The sequence below is a fragment of the Variovorax sp. YR750 genome (genome assembly GCF_900109805.1).
Taxonomy (GTDB): Bacteria; Pseudomonadota; Gammaproteobacteria; order Burkholderiales; family Burkholderiaceae_C; genus Variovorax; species Variovorax gossypii.
The window spans coordinates 80,196-100,265 of sequence record NZ_FOBJ01000015.1 but is presented as its reverse complement, the minus strand read 5'-3'; the positions used below and the strand labels follow the sequence as shown (position 1 = coordinate 100,265).

Here is a 20,070-nt window from a genome sequence, read left to right as displayed (position 1 = left end):
CCATTCCCATGAGTGACTTGCTCCTGCAGATGGGCACGGCCATACCGCCAGGGCTCACCGGCACCCTGGGTCTTTCGCCAGTCGCCTCGCCGATGCATCGCGCCACGGCGCGCGAGCAAGTGCGGCTGGTCAACGGCGAGGGTACCGTTGTCGGGGTAGCGAAGCGCCTGCACTCTGACATGCTTGATTGGGTTGACTGGTCGGGTTCCGTTGCGACGCAACGTCACGCCGCCCAACTGGGCGTTGCGCCCAACGTCTGGTGTGCAGTGCCAGAGAACCATGTCCATGTCGAGCAATGGATGGGTGCGCCATGGCGCACTGCAACATTGGCCGACCTCTCGCAGCCAGCGGTTCTCGACGCTGTGCTGGCCACCAAGAAGAAGTTGCATGCGAACGGCCCACTGCCGGAGGTCAATGACCTGCCGGATGTGTTCGAACGCATTGCGAGACTCTCGACACGATTGCGACTCAACGCATTGGGGGTACCGGCGGACTTGGACTGGTTGATACGGCGAGCGGAGGCCGTACGCGAAGCCATCGGCCCTACGGCGGAGCGCAGGACGCTGTGCCACGGCGATGGCTCAAGCGGCAACGTGCTTCTCGGGCCGGATGGTGCGGTCATGTTGGTCGACTATGACCTGGCCAGAAACGAAGATCCCCACCTCGACTTGGCGGCCACGCTTGTTGAGTCCTGCGAATTGGACGAGGACTGGGCGGCTGCTCTTGAGCGAACGACCGGGATTGTGGATCGCGCAACACTCGCCAGATTGCGCCTGTACGGGTTCGCCGACGACTTGATGTGGGGTCTGTGGGGCTGCCTGTGCTCGACTGCGTCGCGTCGCGGCGGCATCGAGTTCTTCAAGTACGGCCAGTGGCGCTTGTTGCGAAGCCGGCAAGTTGCCGTGTCCTGGCCGTTTGAGCAGTGGCTGCGCACTGCGGGAGTCTGACCATGTGGCAACTATTAGGCCAAGGCACTTCGGAAGATGAACGTCGTGTCGAGAAAATCATCAGCAAGTGGCCGGACTGGACCGGGCTGGACATGAGCTATTGCCCCGTGAGCGGTGGCATCAGCAACACCAACTGGCGGGTTCATGTCGCTGGGACGCCCCGCGACTTCTTCGTCAAGATCCCAGGACGGGGGACCGATCGATTCATCGAGCGCAACGCGGCTCACGAAGCCAGCGTAAAGGCGCATGCCTGCGGATACGGGGTGCCGGTCGTCGGCTTCATGAAGGACGAGGGCGTCGAAATCTTCGAGTTTGTTGATGGCTGGCGGACGTCGACCAACCTCGACTTCCTGGACAAGGAGATTCGCCACAACGCGGTAGGAGCGCTGCGCGCATTCAATGACAGCGGGCCGCTCGAGCTGACCAAGACGGTGTTCGACATGATCGACGAGCACGTTGCGCAGGTAGCAGAACTGAACTCCTGGAAGCCTCGCGATCTGACATGGATGCTTGAGCAGCGCGACGAAGCGCGCGCGGCGTTGGAGGCATCGGGCCTGGACCTCGTCCCATGCATGAACGACACCCTTGCCGGAAACTTCATGATCGGCCCGGGCAAAGAGATCGTCATCCTCGACCTGGAGTACGCCTCGAACAACGAGCGTGCCTACGAGTTGGCGCTGTGGTTTGGAGAGATGTTCTTCGAGGACAGCGTCGAGCGCGAAATGATCGAGGCCTACTACGGTCGATGGACCGGGGCCCTGGATGCCCGGGTGCGCGTTCTGCGCGCCTTGGCGGACCTGAAGTGGGCGACCTGGGCGATGGTTCAGGAGTCTTTGTCGACGCTCGACTTCGATTTCCGCAAGTACGGTCTCTGGAAATACAACCGCGCACGGCTCGTTCTGCATCACCCTGACTGGCCTAACTGGCTGAAACTGCTATGAGCAACACCACCACGAAGTATCTGAACACCACTCGCGAGTTTGCGGTCAATCTGGCTCGCTCCGTTCGCCCGCTTTTGCAACGTCATTTCAGGGCGCCTCTGGATGTCACGTTGAAGGAGGACTCAAGTCCCGTGACGATCGCCGACCGGGAGGTCGAAACCGTGCTTCGCGCCGCAATCCGAGCAACCTTCCCGGAGCACGCGCAGCTCGGCGAGGAATTGGGCGGAGATGTTGGCGAAGGGTGGAGTTGGGTTGTGGATCCGATCGATGGAACGAAGAGCTTCATTTGTGGAGTGCCGCTGTTTGGAACGCTGATTGCTCTGCTTCACGGCGGCGTGCCGAAGTTGGGCGTGATCGACATGCCCATCCTCGACGAATGCTGGGTGGGTGATTCAGCGGCGACAACCTGGAACGGCAAGCCAGTTCGCACGAGCGGCTGCGAGGAGCTTGGACGGGCCAGGCTCTTCGCCACGTCGCCAGACATCTTCGTTGGCGCGGATCGAGAGGCTTACGAACGCGTCAGCAGCTCCGTCGCCTTGCGGCGCTACGGCGGCGACTGCTATCTGTACGGACTGCTTGCATCAGGGTGCTGTGATCTCGTGATCGAGGCCGATCTGAAGCTCTATGACGTCATGGCGCTGGTGCCAGTCGTAGAAGGCGCTGGCGGTGTCATCACCGACTGGGATGGCCAGCCACTGCGCCAGGGATTCGACGGACGAGTGGTGGCGGCGGCAACACCTGCGCTTCATCGAGCCGCGCTGCACTTGCTCAACGAAAAAGCTTAGCCGCAGCCAGTGCGACGCGCCGGTCGACCTCCGTGAGCGTACGCGGCGCCCGGCTTAGGCGCTGCCGCCCTAAGCGGAGGAGCGCGTCGCGAGGCTGTTCGCGGTGCGGTGCTCCCGCAATCCAGATCCGCAATTTCACAAGTCATGCTCTACCGAACAACGATTTCTGGCCATTCGTTTGTCTTTGAAGATCTGAGACAGGTCATGGCGATGGCGAGTCCGATGCGCTCTGGCGACTACCTCGCAGGTGTTGGAGCGGCGACGATGCAACAGAGGATGGCCGCTCGTCACGTCCTGGCCGATCTTCCGTTGAAAGTCTTTCTGAATGAGGCGCTCATTCCCTACGAGGACGATGACATCACGCGGCTGATCATCGATGACCACGATGCGCAGGCGTTCTCGCACGTGTCCCATCTCACCGTCGGAGATTTTCGCAACTGGCTGCTCGGGGATGCAGCGACGTCCGAAATGCTCGCGGCGATCGCGCCGGGACTGACGCCCGAGATGGTTGCGGCCGTGAGCAAGATCATGCGCAACCAGGACCTGATTGCAGTAGCTCGCAAGTGCCGTGTCATTGCGCGCTTTCGCAACACCATCGGATTGCCTGGGCACATGGCTGTCAGGCTTCAACCAAATCATCCCACCGACGATTTGCGAGGTGTCGCCGCTTCGACGCTGGATGGCCTGCTGTATGGTGCCGGCGACGCAGTGATCGGGATCAATCCGGTCTCCGACAACATGGCGGTCCTTGGCGATCTGTCGCGAATGTTCGACGAGCTCATTCGCCGGTTCGACATTCCAACGCAGAGTTGCGTGCTGACTCACGTCACCAACACGATCCGCCTGATCGAATCGGGGGTACCCGTGGACTTGGTCTTCCAGTCCATCGGGGGTACGGAGAAGACCAATCGGTCGTTCGGCGTCACGCTGGAGATTCTGGATGAGGCCTACGAGGCCGCGTTGTCTTTACAGCGTGGGTCAGTGGGCAGCAATGTGATGTATTTTGAGACAGGGCAAGGAAGTGCCTTGTCGGCCAACGCGAACTTCGGAGTGGACCAGCAGACCTGTGAGGTACGCGCGTACGCTCTGGCGCGCCGATACAAGCCCTTCCTCATCAATTCCGTGGTCGGATTCATTGGTCCTGAATATCTCTACGATGGAAAGCAGATCATCCGGGCGGGCCTGGAGGATCACTTCTGCGGCAAGCTCCTTGGGCTGCCGATCGGCTGCGACGTTTGCTATACGAATCACGCCGAGGCGGACCAGGACGACATGGACACGCTGCTGGTCTTGCTGGGTTCTGCCGGTCTGACATTCCTCATTGGGGTTCCCGGGGCGGACGACATCATGCTCAACTATCAAAGCACTTCATTTCATGATGCTCTATTCGTGAGAGAGACTTTGGGGTTGAAGCGCGCTCCGGAGTTTGAGGCTTGGCTTCAGGCGATGCGTATCACAGGTGTCGATGGCCGCCTCCTTGCGGACGTCAGCAGCCCGCCGTTGCTCGGTGCTGCAACGCAGTTCACCGCCATCGCCTGAATCAGAGCCATCGTGAGTACCGGCAACATGGATGCTGATAACGGAAAGGACGGACGAGTTGATGCACCGACTGTCGCGGAGTCATGGACTGCACTACGAGGCTTGACACCAGCGCGTATCGCGATCGGGCGAGCGGGAGTGGCTGCACTGACAGCCGAGTCGCTTCAGTTTTCCTGGTCTCATGCGATGGCGAGAGATGCGATTCATGCGCCACTCGATACGGTGGGCCTGGAGGCGAAGTTGCGTTCGCATGGATGGGATGTACTTCACGCTCGCAGTCGTGCCCGTGATCGTCAGGTCTATCTCCAGCGCCCCGATCTCGGTCGACAGTTGGACCTGGACGCGGCCAGGCTGCTCGGTGATGCGGCGCAGGAGCGAGGCGAGCGCCCGGATGTGATGGTTGTGATCGGCGACGGACTGTCTTCTTTGGCTGTGCAGAGTCATGTCGCGCCTCTGCTTGCCGCGTTGCGCGATGAGTTGCCCGCCAATTTGCGCTTGGGACCGCTTGTCATCGTCGAGCAAGCACGAGTTGCTGTGGCTGATGAAGTTGGTGAACTGTTCGCCGCGTCTCTGATCGTCATGCTGATAGGTGAGCGTCCCGGATTGAGTTCCCCAGACAGTCTGGGGATCTACATCACCTATGGCCCCAGACGCGGTCGCAGTGACGCGGAGAGGAATTGCATCTCCAATGTTCGCCCCGCGGGGCTCTCGTACACGTTGGCTTCCAGAAAGCTGGCATGGCTTGTGCGCCAGGCCCTGCGTCTGGGCTTGACCGGTGTCGTGCTCAAGGACGAAAGCCCTGCAGATTCACTGCCGACATCGACGCGCGCGGTCGAGCAATCGTAGGGAAGAAGCGGACGCACGCTTTTGCGCGCTCCAACATGCAATCGAGTTGGATGATTGCTGCTGTGTGGTGCCTCGCGCAGGGATTTCGGCGGCGATCCCGTCCACCGAGCATGGCTTCCTGCGGGCCATCGAGCAGCGTTGCCAAATTGATTTCTGGTGGATAAACTGCCCGTGCGCGTTCGTCGACGCCAGCTGTTCACCATGGCCCATCCGGTTCGCCGGAACGACTGTCAGTTGAGATGATTTCGAGCTCCCGATGTCTTGCGGAGCTCGGCCGTGGACACCGAGTTATCCGCTTCACATTCAAGGAGCCTCGATGGCATTTATCCATACCACCGCGACGGCGGTCGAGAAACTCAAGCAGCGTGCCAAGCAGCTTCGCAAAGCGAGCGGCACCACCATTCCGCTTGCATCATTCCAGGACGAGGTTGCGAAGCAGGCCGGCTACCATCATTGGAAGCACGTCACAGTCTGCCTCGCGAAATCGACCGAGATCGGCAAGCTGGCCCCCTCGGCGCCGCCACCCAGCTGCTTCGAGCAGTTTGGTCATCTGATGTCGGATGAAGAGCGCGCGCTGTACGACCGGATGCTGCCGGCGGAGCAGGAATTTCTGCTCTTCCAGTTGGAGAAGTCGACGCCAGAAGGCAAGGCCCGCTATCAGGCCCTGGATGTTTCCACTACGGTTGTTTCGCGCGATGCAAAGCGCTTGACCACTTAATCTCGGATTGACCACACCTGCAGCCATGTCCATCGGCGATGGGCTTGGCTGAGCCGCTTCCTTTGCTGGCGGCCTGAAATAAGATTTACCAAATGCTGAAGCAGGGCCTCCCTCCGATCGTCTGCCTCGACAACAACGACTATTCGTCGCTGTCGGATCGTAAGCGCGCGGTGATCCCGTCTTGAGCTTGGCCCCAGTGTCTATGACGATGGTGTCCACCAAGGATTGAACCGACCCCCAAACCTTGGACAGTTATGGTTTCATGCGGGTGCCGCGGCAGCCTGCATCCTGTACGCCACTGGACTCAGGCCGCCGATCCCGAGCTTGATGCGATCCACGTTGTAGTAGCGAATGTAGTCGTGAAGGGCGTCTTTCAACGTCTCGGTCGTGTCGAACTTGTTGAGATGGAACAGCTCGCACTTCAGTGTTCCGAAGAAGCTCTCCATGGCCGCGTTGTCATAGCAGTTGCCCTTCCGGGACATGCTCTGGACGACCCCGCTTTGATGTAGGCGTTTGCGGTACACAGGCATGCGGTACTGCCATCCTTGGTCCGAATGCAGGATCGGTCGCTGGCCTGAGTCGAGCCGGTTGAACGCCTTGGTGAGCATGTTCTTGATCATGATCGGGAGCGGACGCTCTGCAATCTCGTACGACACGATCTCGCGGTTGTAGAGATCCATCACCGGCGACAGATACAGCTTCTGGTTGTTCACCTTGAACTCGGTCACGTCGGTCACCCACTTTTGGTTGGGCTCATCTGCTGTGAAGTCGCGCTCCAAGCGGTCCGGGGCCGTCTCGGAAGTAGCGCCGTCGTAGGCCTTGTAGCGTTTAGGGCGGACCAGCGACTTCAACTGCATCTCGACCATCAGCCTCTGGACCGTCTTGTGGTTGACAACGAGACCTCGCTGGCGCAGTTCGGCGGTGACCCGGCGATAGCCATACCGACCCTTGTGACGGTTGAAGATCTCGCGGATCTTCGCTTTCAGGTCGCAGTGCCTGTCACCTGTGCGGAGAGCCTTCAACTGGTAGTAGAAGCTGCTGCGCGCCAGCTCAGCAGCGCGCAGCAGATCGGCGAGAGGGAAGTACGGCCCCAACTCGAGCACGATCAACGTCCTTTCACGGGCGCCGAGCGCGACTTGCTTCGAGCCAAGGCCTGCACTTTTTTTAGGTAAGCATTCTCCGCGCGCAGTTGCTGGAGATCGCGTAGTAACTCCTCGCGGCTGCGTTGGTCGTTCGTCACCGCTTCGCGGTCATTGCGCTTGCTCGACGGCTTGCTCATCCTCGTCTGTTCCCACTTCCACCCAGGCTGCAAGGCTGCTGCCCCATGAGCGGCGTACAACCGGTTCCACTCTGCCACCAGGTCGAGCCGCCGGATGTTGAAGAGGGCTGCAACCTGCCTGCACGACAGACCCTCATCCTGCATCCGGCACAGGACCTCGAGCTTGAGGTCGAGATCGTAGATGACGCGCCTTTTCGCCACCAGACCAGCCCTCCCATTGGCCTCGTATGCGGCGATCCACGCCCTCAGCGAATCAACGCCGACGTCGTGCGCGCTGGCGGTGGCACGCAAGCCGCCGGCGCCCTTCCTGTAGGCCGTGACGGCGGCAAGCTTCTGTTTCTCTGTGTACCTGGTCACTTCGATTCCTCGAGTTTGTCCAGGTTTCGGGGTTCAGATCAGGATTTAGGTGGACACCCGTTCCGATCTGAACTGGTCATCCGTTCCAGTCCGACCTCGCCACCTGTTCCGGCTTGACCTGAGCATCGGTTCCAGGCGGATCTGAGCAACCGTACCGGCTGAGTTGAGCGCACATACCGGTTCGTCTCAAGCAGCCAGCACTCCTTTGGGAAGGAGCGCGAGCAGTCACGATCATCGGCTACTAGGTTTCCTCGAGCTTCTTTCGCCCTTGATACTTCCGGAGCGACTCGCCCTTCAACTGCATGCGATGTGCCTGATGAACGATCCGATCGAGCACAGCATCGGCGATGGTGGGATCGGGGAAGAAGGAATGCCACTTCTCAGTTGGGTACTGGGAAGTGATGAGCAGAGATCCCGTTCTCATACGCCGGTCGACAACATCCAGCAGAATCTGGGCAGCGGACGCTGACATCTCGCCAAGGCCGAAGTCATCAAGGATGAGAAGACTCGGTTTGGTGAGCGCAAGCTTGAGCTGTGGCAGCGAGCCGTCGTGCACAGCCTCTGCAATGGCCTCGTAGAGGCCACTGGCCGGATAAAACGCGACAGGCATTTTCAAACGACATGCCTGGTGTCCGAAAGCACAAGCCAACCAGGTTTTTCCACATCCCGTGGCCCCGATGATGATGAGGTTCTGCTGTCGCTTGATCCAGGCGCACGAGGACAGGGTCGATATCAATCCCTTGTCCAATCCCCTCGCCGGGCGATTGTCCATTTCTTCGAACGCAGCCTTTTCGGGAAGTGCCGCGACCCGTACGAGCCTGGTCAGCTTTCGGTTCTCGCGGCCAGCCACCTCCGCCTCTACCAGCAGAGCGAATCGATCATCGAAGGATTTTTCTTGAAGCTTCGGCTGTTCGGCCTGGAGCTCGTAGGCTTGTGCCATCGTTGCCAATCTGAGTTCGCGCAAACGGGCGGCAGTCTGTTCGATCGCGCTCATGACTCGCCTCCGTAGTATTCAGGTCCACGCACGTTCTCATGCGTGGAGCGAGGATTTGCTTGAGGCGTTTGTTGAGAACGCAAATCCGCCTCCTTTTTCAAGATGGAAGTGATGCTGTGCAACGAAGTGATGTTGAGGGGTAGCGCATAGGCGCAGACCGCCTCGAATCGGCTTTCCCCATAGTCGGATGCAAGGGCACGCATGCGTCGTGCGGCCTTGATCCCGTTGGCCAGGTCGCTGCGCTCTTGGACATGGTGCAAGATCATGCGTTCAGAAAAGGGACCAACGCCCTTCGCCCAGTTCCGCAGAGCCGCAGGCTCGCCATCGAGAACGCGCTGATGCGCGATGGGCCGATGTTCCGCCAGGGTGCTCGATTCGCCTGTGTTCTTGAGGATCGAGTGCAGCGCGACGCGACGCCCTTTGAAGAAGATCTCGATCATCGCGACCGTAACGCGCAGGTCAACACGTTCACCAATCAACGCAAAAGGAACTGAGTAAAAGCACTTGCGATATTCGACGTGGTGATCCTGGCTCACCCGCATCTCGTAGCACCAACTGCAGAACTCATAAGGACGATCTGGTAACGGCTGCAGTGCAGGCTTGTCTGCAGCCTCAAAGCGTTCTCGCCGGCACCCTTCCATCTTCTTGAAGGGGTGATCGTTCAGCGCGATCGTCAGTCGGCGCAACTCCGCGTTGAGCTCCTCCAGATTGAAGAACACGCGGTCGCGAAGCTTGAAAAGGATCCAGCGCTGCGTGATCTGAACGCCTACCTCGGCCTTTGCTTTGTCCTTCGGCTTTCGCGGACGCGCCGGAAGAGCGGCGGTGTTGTAGTGGCGAAGCATCTCGTTGTAGTCGGGATTGATAGAGATCTGATCCCGGACATGTCGCAAGACCCCCGCCTTGAGGTTGTCGCAAACTACCCATCTCGGAACTCCCCCTAACTCCGCGAAGCAATTGCAGTGACAGCTCACCCAATCTGGAACTGTCTGGCTGGCCATACCTTCAACATAGGTGAAGTTGGAGTGCCCCAAGACAGCAATGAAGATCTGAGCGAATGCCGACTCGCCGCCTTCCACACTCCGGATCTCGACGGGCCGTCCCGCGAAGTCGACGAACAGCTTGTCGCCAGGTACGTGCGTACGGCGCATCACCACGTGCTGGTCCTTGAGCCATTTCCTGTACAGTGCGGTGAACTGCGAATATGAAACTCCGTCCGGCGCTGTCTCACGCCACTCCTGCCAGAGTTGCTCGAGAGTGGCACTCGGGCGCTGCATCTCGGCGTTAATCCACTGCCAATCTGGCACGGGCCGATGCGGCTGGATGGTCTTGTCCTCTGTGCCAAGGGCGCGGCACCACTGCTCGTCGTCCAATTCCTTCAGCGCTCCCCAAGCGAGCGTCTGCTTCTTCAGGCGGGCCCGGAGCGCCTTGACCGTGTCTGGGGAGACGCTGGTGCTTCTGGCAATGAAACGGTTTGATTCTGATGGTGAGTGAAAGTGCAGGCGCACAATCTCGCGCTGCGTGCGAACAGGAAGCCTCATTCGCTTTCTCCAGCTGTCGACCGCCGGAGGCAAGCAGTCAGGATGAGGGTTGCCCCGTCCTCCGCGGTACTTGACGCGCGGAATCCCCCGACCGATACTCCTGCCATTCAAAATACAAACTCGCCTGGCTCGGCCGGACGCCTAGACCTGAGGTTGCACCCTCAGGTTTTCGCGTTTCTGGGCGCTGGTTTTTTCTTTACGGTTCGATAGGCGTGCCTTTCTTGGATCCGGCGACGCCTGAGAGGCGTGCTCTCGCGAGCCATGCCGCGACGTCGCTCGTGAGAGCGAAATACCCCCTTCGATGGGGTAAGTTGAACAAGGAAATAGGTACCTGCCCTCGCTTCTGGGCCTGCCGGAGGCTTGCCGACGTGTTGTGCCCCAAGGACGCTACCAAGACCCGCCCCCCCAGAAGAGGGCCGTGTTTGGCCTCAAGAGCTTCCCGTAACTCCGCGTGAAGCTGCTCGAATGAAGACGGGGCCAATTTGGATAGCGGCATGAGATTTTCTGGTCCAGCGATTTCTCGTAGTGTTCGCTGGAGTTCGCTTCGAGTCCACCTCGCAAGAAATTCGGAATTTCTGTACGCTTGCGCGATGGCCTCTGCTCTCAAACGGTCACGCGTTGGGCGTCCTTGCCGCCATCCAGTGGATCAACTGCGTACGCAGATGTGGTTTGGGGCGACCCTGTTCAGGAGCGGCTTGGCTTCTGCTGATGCCCTTGAGCGTTTTTTGCAGCCAGAACTCGTCCGTCCGTGCGCTGACGGGGTAATGCGCTCCAGTAAGTTCTTTCGGTACAAGAAAGGCTCGAGGGTCCCCAGCCGGATCGCGGGCAAGGCGTCCCCTGTCGAACTGGCCGAGAAGGCATTTCCGGGAACCGCGATCTATTTTTATTCCGTCATCTGGGACCTATGCAAAGGCCGTCGCATCACGATTGAAGAAGCCGATGTTCTGCTATGGGCCATGTCCGACGAGGTCCGTCATGTGCTCTTCGTATCGACGTCTTACGTGTATCGAAATCCGCCCCGAGTACTGAGCAGGCAGTTCCGTTACTTCGACGACAAGGTATCAAAGGCACTCGCTCAACTCGGGACCTTCGAAGCTTTGACAGCGGTGGTTGTGTTGATGGCCAAAGCGGAAGCAATCCCTCCGTCGATCGGTCTCAGGCAAGCGGCGCAACTTTGCTATCTGCGTATGCAGAAAAATTTGCTGAAGAACCCGGAGATCGCCCCAGTGATTGAGGAGGTGTTTGCACTGATCGATGAATTTTTTCTCGAGTGGGTCGGCATTCACGATCAGCATCAAGTGGCACTGCCCATGGAATCCAGACTTCGGCGCGAGTGGGATCTCCGGTAGCGCGCAACACCAAAATTCCAGTCAGTTCCGCGCAAACGCAGAGGCTGTTTGCCGCTGATGAATGAGACCACCCCCTGGACTTGGGGGAGGAGCAGGCGCAGGCTCCGCCACGAAGATGCTGAAGAAGTTCGTGGGCGCCTGTCCAGGCTCGAAGCCCACCAGCTCCGTGCCTTCAAAGCTGTTCAGCGCTCCGTACAAGAAGTCGGGATTGCACGGAACAAGGCGATGTCGAAACGCCAATCTCACCGCTTACGGCATACCGTCTGGGCCTGATGACCGGTTTGACCAACCCCAAAGGGGCGGCATTCTGGACAAGCGCATTTGACACCTTGCTACCGCACGCGCCCACATGGTTTCTCGCGACGGTCGTCGTGCTGTTCGCACTACCGTCTCTGGGTTGGCATCTCGTATCACACTCGTATTCTGGGCTGCCGGCCCTGCGAAATCGCTACCTGCGCCTTGAATGCGGAATCGCTGGAGAGGCGCTCGTCTTGCTCGGCCTTCAGCGCCTCAGCAGCCGCTGACGCGGCTTTGATGAGCAGAGCACTCGGGCTGCCTGCCACGAAATTCCAGCAGGAGAGTCGCGCACAGAGTTGGTCACTGCCTAGGGCTGACGGACAGCGATAACCTCCACGGGAACGCCACGTATGTCTTTCCCTGTTGCACGCAGAGTCGTTGGCGTCAACTCGCTGATCAGATATTCCTGCGAAGCCCCTTTCGGAAGGAAGTCTTCGAGACGATAGCGTAGTGCCGCTGGCATGCCCGGAGGGGCGAGTGCGACATAGCGTTCGATATCCATGGACGTCTTGTCGCGCAGGTGTAGCACTGTTCGGAGAGATTTCAAATCAGTCGCTGCGAGTGAGATGGTGCTGTCAGAGGGAGCACTCCAAGTGCCAGTTTCCGCCACCGTCCAGACAACAGACTCGATTTCTCCAGAGGCTCGGTGCGAACGCATGACGAACTCGCCGCTGAAACTGAAGGCACCATTCTGCTGAAACTGCATATGGCCATCGGTCGTGAGTTCAGCGTCGGGCAGGACCTGGCGGGTGGTCCCCTTCCATCTGCCCACGAGGGCAGAGCTAACCTTTTGCGACTTTCCTCCGTCGCTGTTCCCTGCGAAAAAGTTGTTGGCAACATTGACCACACCTGCATCGTTGACGGCTGTCACGCCGCTCATACGATCGCTGTTGTTGCCAACCGAAATGGTCACGGGTGTCGGTGCCGACGCTGAGGGTGTGCTTTTCCCGGCAAACACCGTATTGAATAGCGCGAGGATGGCACTGAGCAATCCAATAATACTGGTCGCGATGGCGATTTTTTTCATGGGTGATGTACTTTGCGATGAGTTGCAGTGACACAAACAGCTACGAGCTTTTTGACAGGGACGCATCCGTATCGACATGCGCGATTGCCAACTCGAGCAAGTCGATCATTTGCTGCGGTCGCTCACGCTGCGTGTAGAGATAGAAGGCCACCGGATAAAAGCAGGCCGCCAGGATCAGCGGTATCCACATCCAGAAAAGGATGTTGCTGTCGTTCTTGAGCAATGTCGACGCTGCGATGGTGGAAGCGACCATCGCGGGGAAGAGACCAAGCTTGCGTACATCCCCTACGAGAGAACTGATCCGGCCGTCCTGGACGTCGAATCGATAGCGGTACTGGAGGAGCGCGTACTTCAACGTCGGCTTGTCAAAGGCCATCAGTTTGGCCAGATAGCCGGCATCCACTTGCAAGTCAAGTCGCATGGGCGCAAGCAGCCAGGGAAAGCGTTGCTTGCGCCCGCGCCAGACGAAGTGCGCTGCATTGAAAGTTGCACTCAGCAGGTAGCCCAACGCAATCAGCACAAGAGCAATATAGAAGGATCGAACAGCCTCGGCCAGCGCTGGACCAGGCCACACATACTGTGCCAATGCGACAAGCAACAGCAGCACGGTGACGACGAGATATCCGCCCAGCAGGTACTTCTCCAGCAACTGCATCTTCGTTGGAGACTCGGGCGCAGCCCCTTTTCGCTCGACGAGCGTCATCTCATGAAGTATCGAGAAGAGCGAGTCGAGGGAATCAGGCTTGAGCATTTCAGGCATCCGAAACTTCGTTCTACTTTTGAACCAAAGCGATGAGAGTCAGCACAGTGGCATCGGGAAGCTTCACCGATTGAGTTTCGACAGTCATCTGATATGCGTTGGGACCTGAAAGCCAACGGTCGGCAGATTCTTTTCGCGGGCGCGACATGCCCGACGCGGCGCCGAAGACCATGTCGAAGGCCGCCGTGTCCTGGTGCAATTCCCGTTTCACGTAGAAGTCGAAAGGGATGCCACTGTTCTTTTGGAACCAGCGCAGTTTCTGCTGTCCGTGGCAAACGATGCAAGCCGGCGTGGTTGCGCGCTTCACCAGTTTGATGGCGGAAGCAGTCAGGCTTGCCCTGAAATCCTTTGCGAGTGCGGTGGCAACATCGAGGGTCAGCTTGCGCCCCGCACTCCAAGGATCCACGAGGTAGCTAGGAAGGATCAGCTGGCTCGCGAAACTGTTGGCGTCGGCTTCGACAGACTTGGCCTCGGCGTTTTGCGGCCCGATGTCCGCACTCGTGCACCTGAAGGATGATCGCTGTGAATCGCAAATCCAATGCGCCAACTCGTGACCCAAGGAGAAGCGCTGCCGGCCGGGAATGCTGTCGACGGCGACACTGATGACCGCAGCGTCGCCACTCCTGACCAGTCTCGCGGCACAACCGTCCAGATGTCTGAACACGACCCTTGCGCCGCGCGCGTTGGCAATCGCTTCGAGGTCAATGTGATCCGGCTCTCGAACCCCGTGCCACCACAACAGACGCTCCGGCTGCGAGAGCGATCGCGGATCAATGGCCATTGTCATCGCGCTTGATTTTTCCCATGGCGACAAGATCGTCGTACAGGGATTCAAGGTCAGCATCAGATTGCTGCGTTCCTTCACGGAACGCCATGGCAAGGCCGGCGTCGCTGCGAAAGGCCTCCTGGATCAGTTGCTTGATGCGATCGATGGTTGGGCGGGCCTGCTGAGTGGTCGCGGCTGTCGTGCCCATGAGTTTCTTCGCGGCGATTGTCCGAGCGCGCATCGCCTCGGCCATGATGGCGTCGATTCTTGCCCGAATACGCTGTGCCGCTGCGTCCGGATCCTCGCCTTGCGCGACGATCTCAGCTCGAATCTCCTCGTCGCTGGTCGCCTCCAGGTCTCGCAACGCCAAGGCTCGGATGGAATCCATGGCCGTTCGATTGGATTTGTTCATGACTTGGTCCTTCCGGGCATCAACTTGTTCAGACCGCGCCGCAACCGGCGACGTGCAGTGTCATAGGAGGTAGGGGTCATATCGAAGGCCTGGCGTGTCTCCTCGGCCTTCCATCCCTCCTTTTCTCCTTCGATGATGGCAAGTACCTCCTGGTCATCGGCAAAGTGGCGCTCGATCAGATCGGCGTCTGCTTTGGCCGCTGCTTGGCGCGCCTGGGTTTCCTCGAGCTCGATGGCGGCCTCCACCACGTCGACGTGCGCGTGGCCACCTTTGCCTAGCGCGTGCTCGCTATCGCCGTCCGCACCTGCCAGGACTTCAAGGTGATCGGTCTCTTTCTGCACGACCGATTCACGAGAGCCGTCGGCGATGCTCTCCATCGTCTTGACCATGAAGGCCATGAATGCCACCGTCTTCGGCCAGCGGCGACCTTTTCCCTTGCCTTCTGCACCAATGAGCGTGCGTTTGACAGCTTCGTCGACCAACTCCAATGGGTCGGTGTATTCCGTGCCCCATATGTAAGCCTCGGCAAACTTCCCTAGGCGACGCAACTCAGCATCGGTGAGCGCCCCGAAGGCATCTCCAACCTCCTCGGACGTTGCGTAGTCCGGGTCGTGCGATGGGTTCTTGGTCATGTGGCCCCTCTAGCTCGTTATTGGTATGTGCGGCGGTAAACCGAAACGCGGACATCCGGCGCAATTTTGTCCGCGTTTCGGTTTACCGCCGCACATCCTCGTAGCAGCACTTCCGCTGCATCAGGAGTCCGAAATGACAAATCGCAATCAGCACGTCGTTCCGCGGGACGACCAGTGGGCGGTCCGGGGAGCCGGCGCCAAACGGGATACCGAGCTCTTCGATCGCAAGCAGGACGCGGTCGACCGGGCGCGCGAGATCTCGCAGAACCAGCAGACGGAACTGGTGGTTCATGGCCAGAACGGGCGCATCCAGTACAAGGACAGCCACGGCCACGATCCCTACCCGCCGAAGGGCTGAGGCAAGGGTATTGCGCGGCCGGATTCGGCCGCGCAATACACCCAGGCCCCAAAAACAGGGCGAAGGGGAACATTCAACTCCCTCACCCTCTTGAAAGCGCGAACTTTACCCCTACATCCCAGCTAGGGAGCCTTTAACCCCGACAAGCGTCGGGCAACCCAAGAACTCAAGGGAGAGACGATGGTCGATGGCGAATCCCGCCGGTTTCAAGTTTTGGCGCTGTCGGGCGGAGGGTACCGAGGGCTCTACACCGCCAAGATCCTGGCTGATCTTGAAGATGAGATTCAGGCGCCCATTGCGAGCCGCTTCGATCTGATCGCGGGGACGTCTATCGGCGGAATCCTCGCGTTGGCTGTCGCCATGGAAATTCCTGCGCGGCAGATGGTGGATCTGTTCTCCAAGCATGGGGAGGAAATCTTCAAACGCCGCTGGTCGCTCAACGGCATCATGCGGGCGCTGTACTCACCCGAACCGCTCATGAGGTTGCTCAGCGCGCCGCAGCTGTTTGGCGAACGACTTCTGGGCGAATGCAGGCACCCTGTCATCGTCCCGTCGATCAATTACTCAAGCGGGCAGCCGCAGCTGTTCAAGACCCCGCACAACGCCGCATTCAAGCGAGATCATCTCTTTCGCCTGGTGGATGTCGCCATGGCAACAAGTGCCGCGCCGGCATACTTTCCGCGACACACGTTCAACAGCAACCAGTACGTGGATGGCGGTCTGTTCGCCAATGCGCCAGGCCTGCTGGCCGCCCACGAGGCTCAGACCTTCTTTGATCAGCCGCCTCAGGCTCTCCATCTGTTCTCGATCGGGACGATGTCCTCGCGCTTCACTGCGGATCCGAGACGAAACCGCGGTGGCGGGACTCTGGATTGGGGTGGTCTGAACCCGGCCAACATGCCTAAGCGGCTCTTCGGGCTTGCGATCTCGGTGCAAGAGTCCCTGAGCGATTTCATGCTCAAGCACAACCTGCCGGGACGCTATGTGCACATGGATGACGTACTGACCGACGAACAAGCCGGCGCCGTGGCGCTCGACAAGGCTGATGCAGCCGCGCGCGAGGTGCTGCTGGGTGCCGCTTCCGAGCGCTCCAAGAAATGCATCGGCCGGCCCGACTGCCAGCAGTTTCTCGCCCACCAACCCGCAGTTGTGAAGTTCTACTACGGCGCGCATGCCGTCCAAGGAAACGCCTGATGCTCAAGCTCAACAAGCTCTTCTACAAGTCCGACGTGAACAGCGACGTTTTCGGGGATCGGATCGAACCTGCCCCGGAGGATCGCAAATACCTCTCGGCGTGTATTACCAAGGTGAAGAATCACCTTACGCCACGCATTCGCCGCGCGACCAAAGAGAAGCTGGGCATGGAGCGCGTTGTGGAGCCGCGTTTTCGTACGCAGGGCTCCTGGCTGTACGGCACCTGCGTTGAGCCGTCGAGCACGCCCCCGCAGGAAATGGATTGGGACTACGGCATTTACCTTCCCGTGACCGTCTGGCAAGAAAATGGCCCGCCCCATGAAATGGCCAAGGCGTATTTCGAACTGGTCGAGGGCCTTCTCGTGGATCTGTGCAAGCAGGAGGGATGGACGCTTCTCGCGGGGAAGAACACATGCATCCGCATCAAGGTCGCGGCCTGGGCCCATATCGACATTCCGCTCTACGCGGCGCCCGAGGAGGAGTTCGGCAAGATCCGCGACCGCATCGCGCTCGAGGAAGCCCACTTGCGCAAGACCTTCGACTCAATCGCCGCGGATAGTTACGACTTTGCCGAAGCGCAACAGCAACAGTGGGAGGACCTGGACCATATCGTCATGGCGACGCGCGAGGGTGAGTGGAAAGCCTCCGATCCGGAAGTCGTGGCAAAGTGGTTCAGGGACCGCGTGAGCGAGCACAGCGAGCAGCTGAGGCGGGTCTGCCGATACCTCAAGGCATGGCGTGACTTCCACTGGCAAGAAGGCGGCCCCACCTCCGTTTCGATCATGATCGCGGTCGCACAGCGATTTCAACCGAAGGCCGGCCGGGATGACCTGGCGCTCGAGGATGCTGCCAAGCGCCTGACGAACGTTTTCCTCAGCAGTATTCGTGAGCGTGGCATTGATGATGGCAAAGAGGACTTCAACCGCCTCGAGCCGGCGGATCGCGCCACCGCGTCCAGGCGGTTCGGTCAATTGGCCAACGACCTCGAGGATTCGCGCCTGCTGGGTGTCCAGCACAAGGAACAGGCGATTTTCCAGATGAAGCAGCAGTTCGGCCTCCGCATGCCGGTGGACTCTTCGCTGGTAGAGGCCGACAGCGCCGCCGACACCATTCGGACGACCACGCCGATACGCGTTGTTCCTCCGGTCGTTCCATCGACCAGCGCCGGGTGACCACGCCAACCGCGACCAAGATCGGCGAAGTCCTGCGCTTCCTGAGCAGCCAGGACTTCGTTCCCGTCGCCGCCAAGGGGCGTGCGCGGTCGTTCGAAGGGCCGCTGAAATGCGACAGGGGCGAGGTTCGAATCAAGCTGACGATTCGCGATTGGGACTTCCTGAGCTATCCCGAGATCCGGTTGGAAGAGCGCCCGCCATTCCTTCCTGCGCTCATGCCTCATGTCGATGTCTTTGGCAATCTCTGCTATTTCGCTGCCGGCGCAGTCACGCTTGACCGATATGACCCGGTGCGCGCCATCGCGCAGTGCCTGCTCCAGGTGAAGGCGCTGTTGAATCGCATGTCAGCCGATCCGCAGTTCAGGGAGCAGGACTTGCAGCATGAGTTCCTGGCGCACTGGCTGTTTGCGCAGGAAACGGATCCCTGGCCCGTATTTCTGGCGGAGATCGAACCCGGCGCCACCGCTGCCGACTATTTCATCGTCAGCCTTGGTGGGAGCAAGCGCGCTGTGATCGCCAGCGATCCGCAGGAGGTGGCGCGCCTCGCATCGGCTCTTGGCTCGGAAAACTTTCATTGCCAATGTCGTTGCTGGCTGTTCAAGACAGATCTGGTCCCCGCGGTCCCCGAACAGATGCCGAAGACCGTCAAGGACCTCTTTGCCTGGCTGAAGCAGTGGGACGCAGGGCTGGCCGCCGCGGTGCAAGGGGTGCTGGCCAAGCCGGACTATCTGAAGGCCTCCTTCGTCACATTCGCGGTAGACACCCCCATCGGCTGGCTGGGGTTAGGCTTCGATCTTGATCCGATCAAACGTCTCGCCTATGTACGCGATCCGAAAAAGTATCGACACTTCTTGCACAACGGCGGGGGGGCCAAGGCGTTGCTGCGCCTGTCCATCCAGCAGGTCGGCAGCAGCTTTGTGCATAGCAGGAACCTCGAATTCCCGGACCTGCGCAACAAGCGGGTGACAGTCGTCGGGTGCGGGGCCATTGGCTCCTTCCTCGCGCAATCGCTGGTCCGGCTTGGGGCAGGCACGGGAAAACTAGGTCTGTTGAGGTTGATCGACCCGGAGCTCCTGGGGCCGGAGAACCTTGGGCGACATGTCCTCGGCTATCCCACGTTGCTGCGTCCCAAAGCCGAAGCGCTGGCCGAAGAGTTCCAACGGCAGTTTCCTCACAGCAAGATCAAAGGCGTGGTCGGCAGCGCTTTCGAACAGCACGACCTGTTTGCGGCAGATCTCATCGTCAATGCGACGGGAGAGGAGACGGTCAGCGAGTTGCTGAACGGGCTGCGAATCCAGCGCAATCTTGCGCTTCCGGTTCTGCACGTCTGGATCAAGGGTAATGGGGATGCTGTCCAGGCCCTATGGACCGACAACAAGGGCGGTGGCTGTTTTCGGTGCCTGCTGGAGCCCGATCCCTTGCATCACCGCAAGGACAGATTCAAGCTGCTCAAAACAATCCCGGCAAGACGCAGTGACGGCTGCAGGGCGTACACCCCTTACGCGGTTTCGGCGCCCCTGCACGCAGCCGCTCTTGCCACGGACCTTGTGTGTGCCTGGCTTGAAGGTGACCCGTCTCCGCGATTCCGAACGCGAAGCCTCGAGACAGCGGACGTTTTCAGCGTCAAGAATCAGAATATCTCCAAGATCGAAGATTGTCCTGCATGCGCTCCGCATTGATCTGGAACAACCCCTGGTCACGCGATGGCAAGCTCCTGATTGAGGCGCTGCCGTTGGCCGCGATGGATCACTACCGGCAAGACCAGGCCTCCAAGTCTGAAGCCGGTGGAATTTTTCTTGGATACCGCCGCGGTATGCATCTGCATATCACCATCGCCACGGTGCCGCAGCCTTCGGACCAACGCAAACGGTACTGGTTCAAGCGATCGACGGCCCACCATCAGCAAGTCGCGCTGCAGCATTGGAAAGCCAGCGGCCAGACGATGGACTATCTGGGCGAATGGCACACGCACCCCGAGCAGTTTCCTAACCCATCCCAGCTCGACCTGTCGGAATGGCGAAAGATCTGCAAAACCCGGCCGCACCCGATGGTATTCGCAATACTCGGATGGAGCGGTGATGTATGGATTGGAGTTTCTGAGGGAAATACCATCGCACGCTGTGTCCTGGCTTAGGGAAGACCTTGACGGGTCGATGAGC

At 59.6% G+C, this 20,070-nt stretch carries 20 protein-coding genes; 12 read left to right on the top strand and 8 right to left on the bottom strand.

Going from position 1 to position 20,070, the window contains the following annotated elements:
* Nucleotides 1-8 precede the first annotated feature (8 nt).
* The 6 genes from BMY35_RS27340 to BMY35_RS27315 all read left to right on the top strand — a co-directional run bounded on the left by BMY35_RS27340 (nt 9) and on the right by BMY35_RS27315 (nt 5,776).
* Nucleotides 9-947, top strand: coding sequence for an aminoglycoside phosphotransferase family protein (locus BMY35_RS27340; RefSeq protein WP_093206161.1), 939 nt, complete (start codon nt 9-11; stop codon nt 945-947).
* A gap of 2 nt (nt 948-949) precedes the next feature.
* Nucleotides 950-1,888, top strand: a complete 939-nt coding sequence (locus BMY35_RS27335) for a choline kinase family protein (RefSeq protein WP_093206160.1) — start codon at nt 950-952, stop codon at nt 1,886-1,888.
* Nucleotides 1,885-2,673, top strand: a complete 789-nt coding sequence (locus BMY35_RS27330) for an inositol monophosphatase family protein (protein ID WP_093206159.1) — start codon at nt 1,885-1,887, stop codon at nt 2,671-2,673. The genes BMY35_RS27335 and BMY35_RS27330 overlap by 4 nt, the downstream gene beginning before the upstream one ends.
* 144 nt (nt 2,674-2,817) lie before the next feature.
* Complete coding sequence (locus BMY35_RS27325; RefSeq protein WP_093206158.1) at nt 2,818-4,212, top strand: ethanolamine ammonia-lyase subunit EutB; 1,395 nt, start codon at nt 2,818-2,820, stop codon at nt 4,210-4,212.
* Nucleotides 4,213-4,239: 27 nt separating this feature from the next.
* Entirely contained in the window at nt 4,240-5,058 is an 819-nt protein-coding gene (eutC, locus tag BMY35_RS27320; RefSeq protein WP_093206157.1) for an ethanolamine ammonia-lyase subunit EutC, read from the top strand.
* Between the two features lie 316 nt (nt 5,059-5,374).
* Nucleotides 5,375-5,776: a hypothetical protein gene (locus tag BMY35_RS27315; RefSeq protein WP_093206156.1), complete on the top strand. Its 402-nt coding sequence runs from the start codon at nt 5,375-5,377 to the stop codon at nt 5,774-5,776.
* 260 nt (nt 5,777-6,036) lie between these two features.
* Here the strand turns inward: BMY35_RS27315 and BMY35_RS27310 are convergent.
* The 3 genes from BMY35_RS27310 to istA all read right to left on the bottom strand — a co-directional run bounded on the left by BMY35_RS27310 (nt 6,037) and on the right by istA (nt 9,944).
* Nucleotides 6,037-7,412, bottom strand: a protein-coding gene (locus BMY35_RS27310; protein ID WP_093206155.1) for an IS3 family transposase whose coding sequence is annotated in 2 segments (ribosomal slippage) — nt 6,037-6,900 and nt 6,903-7,412 — 1,374 coding nt in all. Because the reading frame shifts where the segments join, the coding sequence is not laid out codon by codon here.
* A 241-nt stretch (nt 7,413-7,653) separates the two neighbouring features.
* On the bottom strand, nt 7,654-8,406 hold the full coding sequence (gene istB, locus BMY35_RS27305; protein ID WP_093206154.1) for an IS21-like element helper ATPase IstB: 753 nt from the start codon (nt 8,404-8,406) through the stop codon (nt 7,654-7,656).
* A complete protein-coding gene (gene istA / locus BMY35_RS27300) occupies nt 8,403-9,944 on the bottom strand; it encodes an IS21 family transposase (protein WP_093206153.1) in 1,542 nt (513 codons plus the stop codon). Before istA ends, istB begins: the two co-directional genes overlap by 4 nt.
* A gap of 641 nt (nt 9,945-10,585) precedes the next feature.
* Here istA and BMY35_RS27290 point away from each other — a divergent pair.
* Complete coding sequence (locus BMY35_RS27290; RefSeq protein WP_143080750.1) at nt 10,586-11,293, top strand: hypothetical protein; 708 nt, start codon at nt 10,586-10,588, stop codon at nt 11,291-11,293.
* A 604-nt stretch (nt 11,294-11,897) separates the two neighbouring features.
* Here the strand turns inward: BMY35_RS27290 and BMY35_RS37900 are convergent.
* Genes BMY35_RS37900 through BMY35_RS27270 form a run of 5 tightly spaced genes read right to left on the bottom strand, consistent with a single transcriptional unit; the run spans nt 11,898 to nt 15,187 of the window.
* The gene (locus tag BMY35_RS37900) at nt 11,898-12,617 is read right to left on the bottom strand and encodes a hypothetical protein (RefSeq protein ID WP_143080749.1); all 720 of its coding nucleotides are present in this window, start codon (nt 12,615-12,617) and stop codon (nt 11,898-11,900) included.
* A gap of 40 nt (nt 12,618-12,657) precedes the next feature.
* Complete coding sequence (locus tag BMY35_RS27285; protein WP_143080748.1) at nt 12,658-13,368, bottom strand: hypothetical protein; 711 nt, start codon at nt 13,366-13,368, stop codon at nt 12,658-12,660.
* A gap of 22 nt (nt 13,369-13,390) precedes the next feature.
* Entirely contained in the window at nt 13,391-14,221 is an 831-nt protein-coding gene (locus tag BMY35_RS27280) for an ImmA/IrrE family metallo-endopeptidase (protein ID WP_256229770.1), read from the bottom strand.
* Complete coding sequence (locus BMY35_RS27275; protein WP_143080747.1) at nt 14,148-14,555, bottom strand: hypothetical protein; 408 nt, start codon at nt 14,553-14,555, stop codon at nt 14,148-14,150. Before BMY35_RS27275 ends, BMY35_RS27280 begins: the two co-directional genes overlap by 74 nt.
* Nucleotides 14,552-15,187, bottom strand: a complete 636-nt coding sequence (locus BMY35_RS27270) for a hypothetical protein (protein ID WP_256229768.1) — start codon at nt 15,185-15,187, stop codon at nt 14,552-14,554. The genes BMY35_RS27275 and BMY35_RS27270 overlap by 4 nt, the downstream gene beginning before the upstream one ends.
* Nucleotides 15,188-15,320: 133 nt before the next feature.
* Between BMY35_RS27270 and BMY35_RS27265 the strand changes: the two genes are divergently transcribed.
* The 5 genes from BMY35_RS27265 (at nt 15,321) to BMY35_RS27245 (ending at nt 20,045) form a co-directional block, all read left to right on the top strand.
* Nucleotides 15,321-15,545: a DUF2188 domain-containing protein gene (locus tag BMY35_RS27265; protein ID WP_093206147.1), complete on the top strand. Its 225-nt coding sequence runs from the start codon at nt 15,321-15,323 to the stop codon at nt 15,543-15,545.
* 180 nt (nt 15,546-15,725) lie between these two features.
* A complete protein-coding gene (locus tag BMY35_RS27260; RefSeq protein WP_093206146.1) occupies nt 15,726-16,739 on the top strand; it encodes a CBASS cGAMP-activated phospholipase in 1,014 nt (337 codons plus the stop codon).
* Nucleotides 16,739-17,911, top strand: coding sequence for a CBASS cGAMP synthase (locus tag BMY35_RS27255; protein WP_093206145.1), 1,173 nt, complete (start codon nt 16,739-16,741; stop codon nt 17,909-17,911). Before BMY35_RS27260 ends, BMY35_RS27255 begins: the two co-directional genes overlap by 1 nt.
* Nucleotides 17,908-19,590, top strand: a complete 1,683-nt coding sequence (locus BMY35_RS27250) for a ThiF family adenylyltransferase (RefSeq protein ID WP_093206144.1) — start codon at nt 17,908-17,910, stop codon at nt 19,588-19,590. The genes BMY35_RS27255 and BMY35_RS27250 overlap by 4 nt, the downstream gene beginning before the upstream one ends.
* Nucleotides 19,575-20,045 carry a Mov34/MPN/PAD-1 family protein gene (locus BMY35_RS27245; RefSeq protein ID WP_093206143.1) on the top strand — a complete coding sequence of 157 codons (471 nt, stop codon included), beginning with the start codon at nt 19,575-19,577 and terminating at the stop codon, nt 20,043-20,045. Before BMY35_RS27250 ends, BMY35_RS27245 begins: the two co-directional genes overlap by 16 nt.
* The last annotated feature ends 25 nt before the right edge of the window (nt 20,046-20,070 follow it).

Bases quoted from the DNA above. Each gene is read 5' to 3' on its own strand.
- BMY35_RS27245 (WP_093206143.1), top strand. From the start codon at position 19,575: ATGCGCTCCGCATTGATCTGGAACAACCCCTGGTCACGCGATGGCAAG.
- BMY35_RS27270 (WP_256229768.1), bottom strand. From the start codon at position 15,187: ATGACCAAGAACCCATCGCACGACCCGGACTACGCAACGTCCGAGGAG.
- BMY35_RS27325 (WP_093206158.1), top strand. From the start codon at position 2,818: ATGCTCTACCGAACAACGATTTCTGGCCATTCGTTTGTCTTTGAAGAT.
- BMY35_RS27260 (WP_093206146.1), top strand. From the start codon at position 15,726: ATGGTCGATGGCGAATCCCGCCGGTTTCAAGTTTTGGCGCTGTCGGGC.
- BMY35_RS27265 (WP_093206147.1), top strand. From the start codon at position 15,321: ATGACAAATCGCAATCAGCACGTCGTTCCGCGGGACGACCAGTGGGCG.
- BMY35_RS27275 (WP_143080747.1), bottom strand. From the start codon at position 14,555: ATGAACAAATCCAATCGAACGGCCATGGATTCCATCCGAGCCTTGGCG.
- istB (WP_093206154.1), bottom strand. From the start codon at position 8,406: ATGAGCGCGATCGAACAGACTGCCGCCCGTTTGCGCGAACTCAGATTG.
- BMY35_RS27340 (WP_093206161.1), top strand. From the start codon at position 9: ATGAGTGACTTGCTCCTGCAGATGGGCACGGCCATACCGCCAGGGCTC.
- BMY35_RS27330 (WP_093206159.1), top strand. From the start codon at position 1,885: ATGAGCAACACCACCACGAAGTATCTGAACACCACTCGCGAGTTTGCG.
- BMY35_RS27255 (WP_093206145.1), top strand. From the start codon at position 16,739: ATGCTCAAGCTCAACAAGCTCTTCTACAAGTCCGACGTGAACAGCGAC.
- eutC (WP_093206157.1), top strand. From the start codon at position 4,240: ATGGATGCTGATAACGGAAAGGACGGACGAGTTGATGCACCGACTGTC.
- istA (WP_093206153.1), bottom strand. From the start codon at position 9,944: ATGAGGCTTCCTGTTCGCACGCAGCGCGAGATTGTGCGCCTGCACTTT.
- BMY35_RS37900 (WP_143080749.1), bottom strand. From the start codon at position 12,617: ATGAAAAAAATCGCCATCGCGACCAGTATTATTGGATTGCTCAGTGCC.
- BMY35_RS27335 (WP_093206160.1), top strand. From the start codon at position 950: ATGTGGCAACTATTAGGCCAAGGCACTTCGGAAGATGAACGTCGTGTC.
- BMY35_RS27285 (WP_143080748.1), bottom strand. From the start codon at position 13,368: ATGCTCAAGCCTGATTCCCTCGACTCGCTCTTCTCGATACTTCATGAG.
- BMY35_RS27315 (WP_093206156.1), top strand. From the start codon at position 5,375: ATGGCATTTATCCATACCACCGCGACGGCGGTCGAGAAACTCAAGCAG.
- BMY35_RS27280 (WP_256229770.1), bottom strand. From the start codon at position 14,221: ATGCTGACCTTGAATCCCTGTACGACGATCTTGTCGCCATGGGAAAAA.